8 protein-coding genes are annotated in these 13106 nt (G+C 67.7%); 4 read left to right on the top strand and 4 right to left on the bottom strand.

Translation table 11 applies throughout. The features are described 5' to 3' along the window. Nucleotides 1-116 precede the first annotated feature (116 nt). From lpdA to aceE, 4 genes are read right to left on the bottom strand one after another with little or no spacing between them, the layout of a single operon-like run. Nucleotides 117-1910, bottom strand: a complete 1794-nt coding sequence (gene lpdA / locus AC1D1T_RS23215; protein WP_477826510.1) for a dihydrolipoyl dehydrogenase — start codon at nt 1908-1910, stop codon at nt 117-119. A 2-nt stretch (nt 1911-1912) separates the two neighbouring features. Further along, nucleotides 1913-2491, bottom strand: coding sequence for an Ntn hydrolase family protein (locus AC1D1T_RS23210; protein ID WP_169677063.1), 579 nt, complete (start codon nt 2489-2491; stop codon nt 1913-1915). Between the two features lie 13 nt (nt 2492-2504). After that, nucleotides 2505-4199 (bottom strand): dihydrolipoyllysine-residue acetyltransferase, encoded by a 1695-nt coding sequence (gene aceF, locus AC1D1T_RS23205; RefSeq protein ID WP_477992559.1) that lies wholly within the window; start codon nt 4197-4199, stop codon nt 2505-2507. Nucleotides 4200-4234: 35 nt separating this feature from the next. Next, complete coding sequence (gene aceE / locus AC1D1T_RS23200; RefSeq protein WP_047510727.1) at nt 4235-6940, bottom strand: pyruvate dehydrogenase (acetyl-transferring), homodimeric type; 2706 nt, start codon at nt 6938-6940, stop codon at nt 4235-4237. Between the two features lie 181 nt (nt 6941-7121). Between aceE and AC1D1T_RS23195 the strand changes: the two genes are divergently transcribed. The 4 genes from AC1D1T_RS23195 to AC1D1T_RS23180 all read left to right on the top strand — a co-directional run. Then, a complete protein-coding gene (locus AC1D1T_RS23195) occupies nt 7122-9680 on the top strand; it encodes a PAS domain S-box protein (RefSeq protein ID WP_465115107.1) in 2559 nt (852 codons plus the stop codon). 10 nt (nt 9681-9690) lie between these two features. Continuing rightward, nucleotides 9691-10314 carry a response regulator transcription factor gene (locus tag AC1D1T_RS23190; RefSeq protein WP_477992558.1) on the top strand — a complete coding sequence of 208 codons (624 nt, stop codon included), beginning with the start codon at nt 9691-9693 and terminating at the stop codon, nt 10312-10314. 127 nt (nt 10315-10441) lie between these two features. Then, nucleotides 10442-11296, top strand: coding sequence for a bifunctional methylenetetrahydrofolate dehydrogenase/methenyltetrahydrofolate cyclohydrolase FolD (folD, locus tag AC1D1T_RS23185; RefSeq protein ID WP_477826739.1), 855 nt, complete (start codon nt 10442-10444; stop codon nt 11294-11296). A 34-nt stretch (nt 11297-11330) separates the two neighbouring features. Continuing rightward, on the top strand, nt 11331-13106 hold a 1776-nt coding region (locus AC1D1T_RS23180), incomplete at its 3' end, for a M3 family metallopeptidase (protein WP_477992557.1).

Here is a 13106-nt window from a genome sequence, read left to right as displayed (position 1 = left end):
GGGCCATGAAACCAGCCAGCGGAGGGGAGTCATCGCCCCGCCAGGGGCGATGACCGACCCGGCCGGCGAGCCACAGCCTACCCACCCGCGCCTTTGCCGCGCAGACGCAGACCGAACTACCGCTTCACCGGCGGCAGATCCGTACAAGCCCCTTCGAAGGCCTCCGCCGCCAACCCGATGGTCTCGCCAAGCGTCGGGTGCGGATGGATCGTGCGACCGATGTCCACCGCATCCGCCCCCATCTCGATCGCCAGCGCGATCTCGCCGATCATGTCGCCCGCATGCGTGCCGACGATGCCGCCGCCGACGATGGCATGCGTCGTCTCGTCGAACAGCAGCTTCGTGAAGCCCTCGTCGCGGGTGTTCGCGATCGCGCGGCCCGACGCGTTCCACGGGAACAGGCCCTTCTTCACCTTCAGCCCCTTGGCCTTCGCCTCGTCCTCGGTCACGCCCACCCAGGCCACTTCCGGATCGGTGTAGGCCACGCTCGGGATCACGCGCGCAATGAACTCGGCCTTGGCCAGGTGCTCATCGCCCAGCTGCTCGCCGGCCGCGACTTCCGCCGCCACATGCCCTTCATGCGTCGCCTTGTGCGCCAGCATCGGCTGGCCGACGATGTCGCCGATCGCGAAGATGTGCGGCACGTTGGTGCGCATCTGCACGTCGACCGGAATGAACCCGCGCTCGCCGACGACCACGCCAGCCTTCTCGGCACCGATGCGCTTGCCGTTGGGCACACGGCCCACCGCCTGCAGCACCAGGTCGTACAGCTGCGGCTCCTTCGGCGCGCCCTCGCCCTCGAAACGCACCAGGATGCCGTCCTTCGTCGCCTCGGCGCCGACGGTCTTCGTCTTCAGCATGATGTTGTCGAAGCGCGGCGCGTTCATCTTCTGCCACACCTTCACGAGGTCGCGGTCGGCACCCTGCATCAGGCCGTCCAGCATCTCGACCACGTCGAGCCGCGCACCGAGCGACGAATACACCGTGCCCATCTCCAGCCCGATGATGCCGCCGCCGACGATCAGCATGCGCTTCGGGTTCTGGCGCAACTCGAGCGCGCCGGTCGAGGTGACGACGCGCGGATCGTCCTTCGGCAGGAACGGCAGCTTCACCGCCTCGGAGCCGGCCGCGATGATCGCGCGCTTGAAACGGATGGTCTGCGTGCCGCCCTTGGCCAAGGCCACGGTGATGTGGTGCGGATCGGCGAACTCGGCCGTGCCCTGCACCACCGTCACCTTGCGCATCTTGGCCATCGCGGTCAGGCCGTTGGTCAGCTTGCCGACCACCTTTTCCTTGTGCTTGAGCAGCTTGCCGAGATCCACGCTCGGGGCCTGGAAGCCGATGCCCAGCGCATCGAAGTGCTTGACCTCGTCCATCACCGACGCAACGTGCAGCAGCGCCTTTGACGGAATGCAGCCGACGTTCAGGCACACGCCACCGAGCGTGGCGAAGCGCTCGATCATCACCGTCTTCAGGCCGAGGTCGGCGGCGCGGAACGCGGCCGAGTAGCCGCCCGGGCCGGCGCCGAGCACCAGCATGTCGCATTCGAGGTCGACAGTGCCGGAAAAACTGGAGGCCTGCGGCGCCGGTGTGGCTGCTGCGGGGGACGGCGCGGCAGCAGGCGTCGCAGCAGCGGGTGCAGGCGTCGCGGCGGCAGCCGGTGCGGCCGCACCTGCGGCCTCCAGCGCCAGGATCACCGACCCCTGGTTCACCACGTCGCCCACCTTCACCTTGACGTCCTTCACGACGCCGGCATGCGACGACGGGATCTCCATCGAGGCCTTGTCGCTCTCGACCGTGATCAGCGACTGCTCCGCCTTCACCGTGTCGCCGGGCTTGACCAGCAGCTCGATGATGGCCACGTCCTTGAAGTCGCCGATGTCCGGGACCTTGATGTCGATCAGTGCCATGCTCAGTCTTTCGCCTTCAGTTTGATCGTGTGGGCCTTGATGGGCCCGGCCGAGTTCTTGTCGAATTCGCAGCCGGCGCGCACGCCCAGCTCGGCGATCTCGCGCGCGGTCAGCTTGCCGCCGTAAGCGCCGTACATCGCGCCCAGCGCAAACGCACGGCCCGAGCCGATCGCCCAGAAGCGATCGAACTCGAACACCTCGCGGTACGAATACACGCCGTAGATGCCGGTCGCATTCGCGATCAGCGCCGTGAACTGCGAGCTCTCGTACGGGTCGGCATCTTCTTCCTTCGGGTTCAGGAAGAAGGTCTCCTTCAGCTTCGGGTGCACCTTCAGGAAGGTGTCGAACACCTCGTCGCGCGACTGCAGCTTCAGGTCGTCGGGCGGCAGGCTGTTCAGCACCCGCCGCAGCACCGGGAAGTGCGCGGTGGTGCCGGCCATGCCGACCCACGAATCGCCGACGCGAAACAGCTTCTCGTTCTCTTCATACCCATGCGCCAGCCGCGTGTCCCCGAAGGTCACGAGGCTGTCGGACGCGAGCGCCACCTGGGTTCCCTTGCGGACCACCACCACGGTCGTCATGGGGTGGGTCCGCTCAGAGCAGGACGCGGCGGAAGTCGGCCAGGATCTGCGCGAGGTAGGTGTTGAAGCGCGCCGCCGAGGCGCCGTCGATCACCCGGTGGTCCCAGCTCAGGCTCAGCGGCAGGATCAGGCGCGGCTGGAAGGCCTTGCCGTCCCACACCGGGCGCGTCGCCGACTTGCACACGCCGAGGATCGAGACCTCCGGCGCGTTGATGATCGGCGTGAAGTAGGTGCCGCCGATGCCGCCCAGCGAGCTGATCGAGAAGCAGCCGCCGGTCATCTCGGCCGGCGCCAGCTTGCCCTCGCGCGCCTTGCCGGCGAGTTCGTTCATCTCCTTGCTGATCTGCAGGATGCCCTTCTTGTCGGCATCCCGGATCACCGGAACCATCAGCCCGTTCGGCGTGTCGGCCGCGAAGCCGATGTGGAAGTACTGCTTCAGCACCAGCTGCTCGCCGTCGAGCGAGGCGTTGAACTCGGGGAACTTCTTCAGCGCCGCAACACAGGCCTTGATCAGGAAGGCGAGCATCGTGACCTTGACGCCCGACTTCTCGTTCTCCTTGTTCAGCTGCACGCGGAAGGCTTCGAGCTCGGTGATGTCGGCATCGTCATGGTTGGTGACGTGCGGGATCATCACCCAGTTGCGGTGCAGGTTGGCGCCGCTGATCTTCTTGATGCGCGACAGGTCCTTGCGCTCGACCGGGCCGAATTTGGTGAAGTCGACCTGCGGCCACGGCAGCAGGCCGGGGAAGCCGGCCCCGCTTGCGGCCGCAGCACCACCGGCCGGGGCCTTCGCAGCCTGCGCCTTGGTCTGCTGGCCACCGGCCATCACGGTCTTCACGAAGGCCTGAACGTCGTCCTGCGTGATGCGGCCCTTGGGTCCGCTGCCCTTCACTTCTTCCAGCGGCACGCCGAGTTCGCGGGCGAACTTGCGGATGCTGGGGGAGGCGTGCGGGAGGTCGGTTTTCAGGACCGAGGGCTCGTGGGCGGGCACTGCGGGAGTATCCGTTCGCACCGCACCCGCATCCGTTCGCCCTGAGCTTGTCGAAGGGTTGCTCGCGGGTTGCGCAGGGGCTTCGACAGGCTCAGCCCGAACGGGTGCGGGTGCGCTGCCGGCAGCAGCCTGCACCGTCGCGATCAGCGAACCCTTCCTGACCTTGTCGCCGACCTTCACCTTCAGGTCCTTCACGACGCCGGCGTGCGACGACGGGATCTCCATCGACGCCTTGTCGCTCTCGACCGTGATCAGCGACTGCTCGACCTTGACCGCATCGCCCGGCTTGATGAAGACCTCGATCACCGCGACCTCGTCGAAGTCGCCGATATCGGGGATCACCACGTCGACCACTTCCGTTCGCACTGAGCTTGTCGAAGTGCTGCTCGCAGGTTGCGCAGGGGCTTCGACAGGCTCAGCCCGAACGGGAGTGGGCGCGGCCGCAGCGGGCGTGGGCGCGGCCGCAGCGGGGGATGCTCCCGCCGCCTCGATCACCAGCAGCAGGCTGCCCTCGTTGATCTTGTCGCCGAGCTTGACCTTCAGCTCCTTCACGACACCCGCGTGCGACGACGGGATCTCCATCGAGGCCTTRTCGCTCTCCACCGTGACGAGCGACTGCTCGGCCTTCACCGTGTCGCCCGGCTTCACGAGCAGTTCGATGATCTCGACGTCCTTGAAGTCGCCGATGTCGGGGACTTTCACTTCCACCAATGCCATGCTGGGTCTCCGGCGTGTTCTTGTGGCGTAGCCGTTCAGGCGTACAGCGGGTTGATCTTGTCAGCGTTGATGCCGTACTTCTTGATGGCCTCGGCCACCTTCTCGGCCGGCAGCGTCCCTTCATCGGCCAGCGCCTTCAGCGCCGCGACGACGATGTAGTGCCGGTTCACCTCGAAGTGCTCGCGCAGCTTGCTGCGGAAATCGCTGCGGCCGAAACCGTCGGTGCCCAGCACCTTGTAGCTGCGGCCCTTCGGGATGAAGGCGCGGATCTGGTCGGCGTAGTTCTTCATGTAGTCGGTCGATGCGATCACCGGACCGGCGTACTTGTCGAGCTGCTGCGAAACGAACGGCACGCGGGCCTTCTCGGTCGGGTGCAGCAGGTTCCAGCGCTCGCAGTCCTGGCCGTCGCGCGCCAGCTCGTTGAAGCTCGGGCAGCTCCAGACGTTCGCCGACACGCCCCACTCCTTGGCCAGCAGCTCCTTCGCGGCCATCGACTCGCGCAGGATCGTGCCCGAACCGAGCAGGTTGACGCGCGGCGTCTTCTTCGCGCCCTCTTCGAGCAGGTACATGCCCTTGATGATCTGCTCCTCGGTGCCGGCCTTCAGGCCCGGCATCGGGTAGTTCTCGTTGAGCAGGGTCAGGTAGAAGTAGACGTTGTCCTGCTGCTCGACCATGCGCTTCAGGCCATGGTGCAGGATCACGCCGACCTCGTGCGCGAAGGTCGGGTCGTAGCTGATGCAGTTCGGGATCGTGCCGGCCAGGATGTGGCTGTGGCCGTCTTCATGCTGCAGGCCTTCGCCGTTCAGCGTGGTGCGCCCCGAGGTGCCGCCCAGCAGGAAGCCGCGCGCCTGCATGTCGCCCGCCGCCCAGGCCAGGTCGCCGATGCGCTGGAAGCCGAACATCGAGTAGTACACGTAGAACGGCACCATCACGCGGTTGTTCGTCGAGTACGACGTGGCCGCGGCGATCCAGCTGCTCATGCCGCCGGCCTCGTTGATGCCTTCCTGCAGGATCTGGCCGGCCTTGTCCTCGCGGTAGTACATCACCTGGTCCTTGTCGACCGGCGTGTACTGCTGCCCCGCGGGGTTGTAGATGCCGATCTGGCGGAACAGGCCTTCCATGCCGAAGGTGCGCGCCTCGTCGACCAGGATCGGCACCGCGCGCGGGCCGAGCTCCTTGTCGCGCAGCAGCTGCGTCAGGAAGCGCACGTAGGCCTGCGTCGTCGAGATCTCGCGGCCCTCGGCGGTCGGCTCGAGCACGGCCTTGAAGGTCTCGAGATCAGGCACCTTCAGCTGTTCGTCGGCCTTGGTGCGGCGGTGCGGCAGGTAGCCGCCCAGCGCCTTGCGGCGGGCATGCAGGTACTGCATCTCCGGCGTGTCGTCGGCCGGCTTGTAGAACGGGATGTCGGCCAGCTTGTCGTCGGGAATCGGGATGTTGAAGCGGTCGCGGAAGGCGCGCACATCCTCGTCGACCAGCTTCTTGGTCTGGTGGGCGGTGTTCTTGCCTTCGCCGATCTTGCCCATGCCGAAGCCCTTGACGGTCTTGATCAGCATCACCGTCGGCTGGCCCTTGTGCTTGGTCGCACGGTCGTAGGCGGCGTACACCTTGTGCGGGTCGTGGCCGCCGCGCTGCAGGCGCCAGACCTCGTCGTCGCTCATCTTCGCGACCATCTCCAGCATCTTCGGATGGCGGCCGAAGAAGTTCTTGCGCACGAAGGCGCCGTCGTTCGCCTTGAAGGCCTGGTAGTCGCCGTCGACGGTGTCCATCATCACCTTGCGCAGGATGCCGTCCTTGTCCTTGGCGAGCAGCGGATCCCAGTAGCTGCCCCACAGCAGCTTGATGACGTTCCAGCCGGCACCGCGGAACTCGCCTTCGAGCTCCTGGATGATCTTGCCGTTGCCGCGCACCGGGCCGTCCAGGCGCTGCAGGTTGCAGTTGACGACGAAGATCAGGTTGTCGAGCTTCTCGCGCGCGGCCAGGCCGATCGCGCCCAGCGATTCGGGTTCGTCCATCTCGCCGTCGCCGCAGAACACCCACACCTTGCGGTTCTCGGTGTTCGCGATGCCGCGGGCGTGCAGGTATTTCAGGAAACGCGCCTGGTAGATCGCCATCAGCGGGCCCAGGCCCATCGAGACGGTCGGGAACTGCCAGAACTCGGGCATCAGCTTCGGGTGCGGGTAGCTCGAGATGCCCTTGCCGTCGACCTCCTGGCGGAAGTTCAGCAGCTGCTCCTCGGTCAGCCGGCCTTCCATGTAGGCGCGGGCGTAGACGCCGGGCGACGAGTGGCCCTGGATGTACAGCAGGTCGCCGCCATGGCCTTCGCTCTCGGCGTGCCAGAAGTGGTTGAAGCCGGTGCCGAACATCGTCGCGAGCGACGCGAACGACGAGATGTGGCCGCCCAGGTCGCCGCCGTCGGCCGGGTGCAGGCGGTTCGCCTTCACCACCATCGCCATCGCGTTCCAGCGCATGTAGGCGCGCAGGCGCTCCTCGATGTCGACGTTGCCGGGGGAATGCTCCTCCTGGTCGACCGGGATCGTGTTGACGTAGGCCGTGTTCGCCGAGAACGGCACGTCGATGCCGGCCTGCCGGGCGTGGTCGATCAGCTGTTCGAGCAGGAAGTGCGCGCGTTCACCGCCTTCCGCACCGATCACCGCCGACAGGGCGTCCAGCCATTCGCGGGTTTCCTGCGAATCGGCGTCGTTCGCCGCTGCACCGAGGAATGACTCCGGGTTTGCTGCCATGCATGTCTCCGTCAAGTTGAACTTTTTCAGGCGGCGGGAGTGTCGCACAACTCCAAAGGCTTTCCAAATTGCGCGATCTCGTTTCGTATTGTGGGATTTACGGGCATCCGACAGCGCTGCCGCATCGTCCCCAGGTACGCCCGGACCGGTTGACTGCAGCCCGCCCCTCGATAATCGGTCCATGCAGCCGTTGAACCACCTGCCTCCGCGCAGTACCCCTCCCCCGAGCGCGGCCCAGAGACTCTTCGGCCTGTGGTGGCGGCGCCAGTCGCTCGCCCGACAGGACCGCTTCGCGACGCTCGGCCCGCTGGTGTCGGTGCTGCTGTTCCTGGCGGCGATCATCCTGGCCTTCTGGTACCTGCGCAACGAGGAATTCGAGCGCGAGCAGGAATCGGTCAAGCGCGACACCGAGATCGCGCAGCAGCAGATCCGGCTGCGGCTGATCGAGAACCAGGAGCAGCTGGTGCGCATCGCGCGCGAGATCGCCACCCGCACCATCGACCAGGACGAGTTCCTCGGCCAGGCCGCGAGCTTCACGCGCGAGCGCCCGGAGATCACGAACCTGATCTGGGTCGGCGCCAACCGCAGCCGCCGCGCCGGCTACGCCGCCACCGGCTTCCACCCCGAGAGCGGCTTCGGCGGCGAGGAAAGCAGCACCTCGGTGCCCAAGGAAGGCGCGAAGACCGAGCCCGAGGCCGCGTTCAGCGCGGCGCGCGACCTGCGCCAGCCGGTGTACTCGCGCCCGTTCACCGACCTGTACGGCACCGCGGTGTTCCAGGTGCAGGTGCCGCTGCTCGACCGCAGCGCGTTCTCGGGCACGCTGATCGCCGAGTACTCGATCGAGTCGCTGATGCGCTACTTCATCCCGGCCGAGGTGTCGACGCGGCACGCGGTGGCGCTGGTCGACAGCCAGGACCGCGTGCTCGCGAGCACCGTGACGCCGATGCCCGGCCAGCAGAGCCGGCGCTCGGCCACCACCATCGTGCACGACGTGCCGCTCGCGCCGGCCGGCAACGGCCTGGTGCTGCGCGGCATGGGCTACCGCACCTCGATCGGCCTGATCAGCAACACGCTGTTCTGGATGGTCGCCGCGCTGTCGGTGCTGACGGTGTGGATGCTGCTCGGCACCTGGCGCCACATGCGCCGGCGGCTGCAGATCCAGAGCACGCTGGTGTCGGAGACCAACTTCCGGCGCGCGATGGAAAACTCGATGCTGACCGGCATGCGCGCGATGGACATGGAGGGCCGCATCACCTACGTGAACCCGGCCTTCTGCGCGATGACCGGCTTCAGCGACGCCGAGCTGATCGGCCGCGTGCCGCCCTTCCCGCACTGGCCGCCGGAGCGCATCGAGGAGAACAACCGCCTGCTGCAGCAGGAGCTGCAGGGCCGCAGCCCCGCCGGCGGCATCGAGGTGAAGGTGATGCGCAAGGACGAATCGCAGTTCGACGCGCGCATGTACGTCTCGCCGCTGATCGACCCGAAGGGGCTGCAGACCGGCTGGATGACCTCGATGACCAACATCACCGAGGCCAAGCGGGTGCGCGACCAGCTGTCGGCCTCGCACGAGCGCTTCACCACCGTGCTCGAGGGGCTCGACGCCGCGGTGTCGGTGCTGTCGGTGCAGCAGGGCGAGCTGCTGTTCGCGAACCGCTCGTACCGCCTGTGGTTCGGCGCCGATGCGCGCGGCCACGCGCTGCTGGCCGGCGGCGACCCCGGCCTGCCGGTGATCGGCGGGCTGTCGGCGTTCGGCGACGACGGCGACTCGGTCGACAGCTTCGGCGGCCTGCCGACGCAGGAGCTGACCGAGGTCGGCTCGGACGCGCGCGAGGTCTTCATCGAGCCGCTGCAGAAGTGGTTCGACGTGCGCGCGCGCTACCTGCAGTGGACCGACGGGCGGCTCGCGCAGATGCTGATCGCCACCGACATCACCGGCCGCCGCAACGCCGAGACGCAGGCCGCGCAGCAGGCCGAGAAGGCGCAGGTCACGAGCCGGCTGGTGACGATGGGCGAAATGGCCTCGTCGGTCGCGCACGAGCTGAACCAGCCGCTGACCGCGATCACGAACTACTGCAACGGCATGGTCTCGCGCGTGAAGGGCGACGCGATCCAGAAGGACGACCTGATCGCAGCGCTCGAGAAGACCGCCCGCCAGGCCGAGCGCGCCGGCCAGATCATCCGGCGCATCCGCGCCTTCGTGAAGCGCAGCGAGCCGCAGCGCCAGCCCGCGCTCGCGCAGACCATCGTCGACGACGCGGTGGACCTCGCCAACATCGAGCTGCGCCGGCGCAACGTGACCATCCACGTCTACGTCGCGCAGCGGCTGCCGACGCTGATGGTCGACCCGATCCTGATCGAGCAGGTGGTGCTGAACCTGCTGAAGAACGCCGCCGAGGCGATCGACTCGGCCGGGCTGCCGCAGGCGCGCCGCACCATCGAGTTGCGCGTGGTGCCGCGCCACACGCCCGAGGAAGGCGGCGTGATCGAGTTCAGCGTGACCGACAGCGGCCCCGGGCTGAAGGAGGAAGTGATCGGCCGGCTCTACGAGGCCTTCTTCTCGACCAAGGCGGAAGGCCTGGGCATCGGGTTGTCCCTGTGCCGCTCGATCATCGAGAGCCACCGCGGCCGTATCCGGGCACAGAACCTCTACAATGGCGACCTCGCCGTCGGGTGCCGCTTCAGCTTCACGCTGCCTGTGGAAACCGCCAAATCTGCCGGCCTGGAGCCGGCGCTGCCATGAGACTGCTTCGATGAGCTTGATTCCGAAAAAGGGCACGGTCTATGTGGTCGACGACGACGAGGCCGTGCGCGACTCGCTGCAATGGCTGCTCGAGGGCAAGGACTACCGCGTCAAGTGCTTCGATTCGTCGGAGTCGTTCCTGTCGCGCTTCGATCCGCGCGAGGTCGCCTGCCTGATCGCCGACATCCGCATGGACGGCATGAGCGGGCTGGAGCTGCAGGACYGCCTGCTCGAGCGCAAGTCGCCGCTGCCGGTCGTCTTCATCACCGGCCACGGCGACGTGCCGATGGCCGTCACGACGATGAAGAAGGGCGCGATGGACTTCATCGAGAAACCCTTCAAGGAAGAAGAGCTGCTCGGCCTCGTCGAGCGCATGCTCGACCAGGCCCGCAGCGCGTTCTCGCACCACCAGGAAGCCGCCAGCCGCGATGCGCTGCTGTCGCGCCTGACGACCCGCGAGGCGCAGGTGCTCGAGCGCATCGTCGCCGGCCGGCTCAACAAGCAGATCGCCGACGACCTGGGCATCAGCATCAAGACGGTCGAGGCGCACCGCGCCAACATCATGGAGAAGCTGAACGCCAACACCGTCGCCGATCTCCTGAAGATCGCGCTGGGCGCCCAAGCAAAAGCTTGAGCCCCCCAGTCGCTTCGCTCCTGCCCCCAAGGGGCGCCGTCCGGCTTGGGGCGGCCCGGCGCCGGACCCTGACCCCGCATGCGAGGCCGCTTCTTCAGCGGCCTCTTTCATTTCTGAAGGAAATTTGATGACCGCACAACTCATCGACGGCAACGCCCTGGCCAGGCAGGTTCGCACCGAGGTCGCGCAACGCGCCGCCGCCCTCACCGCCCGCGGCCGCCGGCCGGGCCTGGCGGTGATCCTGGTCGGCGACGACCCGGCGTCGCAGGTCTACGTGAAGCACAAGGTCGCCGACTGCGAATCGAGCGGCGTGCATTCGGTGCTCGAGAAGTACGACGCCTCTCTCGCCGAGGCCGAGCTGCTCGCCCGCATCGCCGCGCTGAACGCCGATCCGGCCATCCACGGCATCCTGGTGCAGATGCCGCTGCCGAAGCACATCGACCCGCAGAGGGTCATCGAGGCGATCTCGCCGCTGAAGGATGTCGACGGCTTCCACGTGCAGAGCGCCGGCGCGCTGATGGTCGGCCGTCCCGGCTTCCTGCCGTGCACGCCGTACGGCTGCATGAAGCTGATCGCCACCACCGGCATCGACCTGCGCGGCAAGCATGCGGTGGTGATCGGGCGCAGCAACACCGTCGGCAAGCCGATGGCCCTGCTGCTCTTGCAGGCCAACGCGACCGTCACCATCTGCCACAGCGGGACGCGCGACATCGGCCTTCACACGCGCCAGGCCGATGTCGTCGTCGCGGCGGTCGGCAAGCGCAATGTGCTCACCGCCGACATGGTCAAGCCGGGCGCGGTGGTGATCGACGTGGGCATGAACCGCAAGGACGACGGCAAGCTGGCCGGCGACGTGGATTTCGACGGCGTCTCGCAGGTCGCCGGCTGGATCACGCCGGTGCCGGGTGGCGTCGGACCCATGACCCGTGCGATGCTTCTGGTCAACACGCTGGAAGCGGCGGAGCGGTTCGCGCAGGGCTGAGCTTCACACGCGTCATTTCGAAAGGGAGAGAACAATGAACGAGATCAATCCGCTGTTGGTTCCCGATGCACTGCTCGACTTCTCGGCGATCCGCGCCGGGCACGTCGCGCCGGCGATGGCGCAATTGCTGACCGAGGCCGAGGAGGCGCTCGAGAAGGTCACCAGCGACGCGGTGCCGGCCGACTACGACGCGATGTCGGCGGTGCTCGACGTCGCCACCGAGCGCCTGGGCCGCGCCTGGGGCGCGGTGCACCACCTGACCGCCGTCGCCGACACGCCCGAGCTGCGCGCCGCCTACAACGAGCAGCTGCCGGCCGTCACCGAATTCCACACGCGGCTGGGCGCCGACGAGCGGCTGTACGCGAAGTACAAGCTGATCGCCAACAGCCCGGCTGCCGCCGCGCTCAGCGCGCCGCGCCGCCAGGCGCTGTCGAACGCGATGCGCGACTTCGTGCTGTCCGGCGCCGAGCTGAAGGGCGCCGATCGCGACCGCTATGCGCAGATCCAGGACCGCCTGGCCGCGCTGTCGCAGACCTACTCCGAGCACGTGCTCGACGCGACCGACAGCTTCGCGCTGTACGTCGAGGCCGGCGAGCTGGCCGACGTGCCGGCCGACGTGATCGCCGCGTCGCGCGCCACCGCCGAGGCCGAAGGCAAGCCGGGCCACAAGATCACGCTGCACTTCCCGAGCTACTTCCCGGTGATGCAGTACGGCAGCAACCGCGCGCTGCGCGAGAAGCTGTACGTCGCGTACGTCACCCGCGCCAGCGAGGCCGGCCCCGCCGCGCTCGACAACAGCGCGGTGATGCGCGAGCTGCTCGACCTGCGCCAGGAAGAGGCCCGCCTGCTCGGCTACGCGAGCTTCGCGGAGGTGTCGCTGGTGCCGAAGATGGCCGATTCGCCGCAGCAGGTCACCGGCTTCCTGCGCGACCTGGCGCAGCGCGCCYGCCCCTACGCCGAGCGCGACCTGGCCGAGCTGCGTGCCTTCGCCCGCGACGAGCTGGGCCTCCCCGACCTGCAGGCCTGGGACTTCCCGTACGCCAGCGAAAAGCTGAAGGAAAGCCGCTACGCGTTCAGCGACCAGGAGGTCAAGCCGTACTTCACCGAGACCAAGGTGCTCGACGGGCTGTTCCGCATCATCGAGACGCTGTTCGAGGTCAGCATCCGCTCCGACAGCGCGCCGGTCTGGAACGAGGGGGTGCGCTTCTTCCGCATCGAGCGCCAGGGCGAACTGGTCGGCCAGTTCTACCTCGACCCGTATGCCCGCCCCGGCAAGCGGCCCGGGGCGTGGATGGACGACGTCTGCGGCCGCTGGGCGCGCCCGGACGGCCGCACGCAGACGCCGGTGGCGCACCTGGTGTGCAACTTCGCCTCGCCGGTCGAGGTCGACGGCAAGCGCCGCCCGGCGCTGCTGACGCACGACGACGTGACGACGCTGTTCCATGAGTTCGGCCACGGCCTGCACCACATGCTGACGCAGGTGAACGATGTCGGCGTGGCCGGCATCTCCGGCGTCGAGTGGGACGCGGTCGAACTGCCGAGCCAGTTCATGGAGAACTTCTGCTGGGAGTGGGACGTGCTGAAGCGGCTGACCGCGCACGTCGACACCGGCGAGCCGCTGCCGCGCGCGCTGTTCGACAAGATGCTGGCCGCGAAGAACTTCCAGAGCGGGCTGCAGACGCTGCGCCAGATCGAGTTCTCGCTGTTCGACATGCGYCTGCATGCCGAGCCGGGCTCGCAGGCCGACATCCAGGGCCTGCTCGACGAGGTGCGCGCCGAGGTCGCGGTGCTGGTGCCGCCGCGCTTCAAC

The organism is Rhizobacter sp. P2_H3 (assembly GCF_056403355.1).
Note: the sequence above shows the minus strand (reverse complement) of the source record. Positions and strands in the feature narration are given on the sequence as shown.

Bases quoted from the DNA above. Each gene is read 5' to 3' on its own strand.
- AC1D1T_RS23195 (WP_465115107.1), top strand. From the start codon at position 7,122: ATGCAGCCGTTGAACCACCTGCCTCCGCGCAGTACCCCTCCCCCGAGC.
- lpdA (WP_477826510.1), bottom strand. From the start codon at position 1,910: ATGGCACTGATCGACATCAAGGTCCCGGACATCGGCGACTTCAAGGAC.
- AC1D1T_RS23210 (WP_169677063.1), bottom strand. From the start codon at position 2,491: ATGACGACCGTGGTGGTGGTCCGCAAGGGAACCCAGGTGGCGCTCGCG.
- folD (WP_477826739.1), top strand. From the start codon at position 10,442: ATGACCGCACAACTCATCGACGGCAACGCCCTGGCCAGGCAGGTTCGC.
- aceE (WP_047510727.1), bottom strand. From the start codon at position 6,940: ATGGCAGCAAACCCGGAGTCATTCCTCGGTGCAGCGGCGAACGACGCC.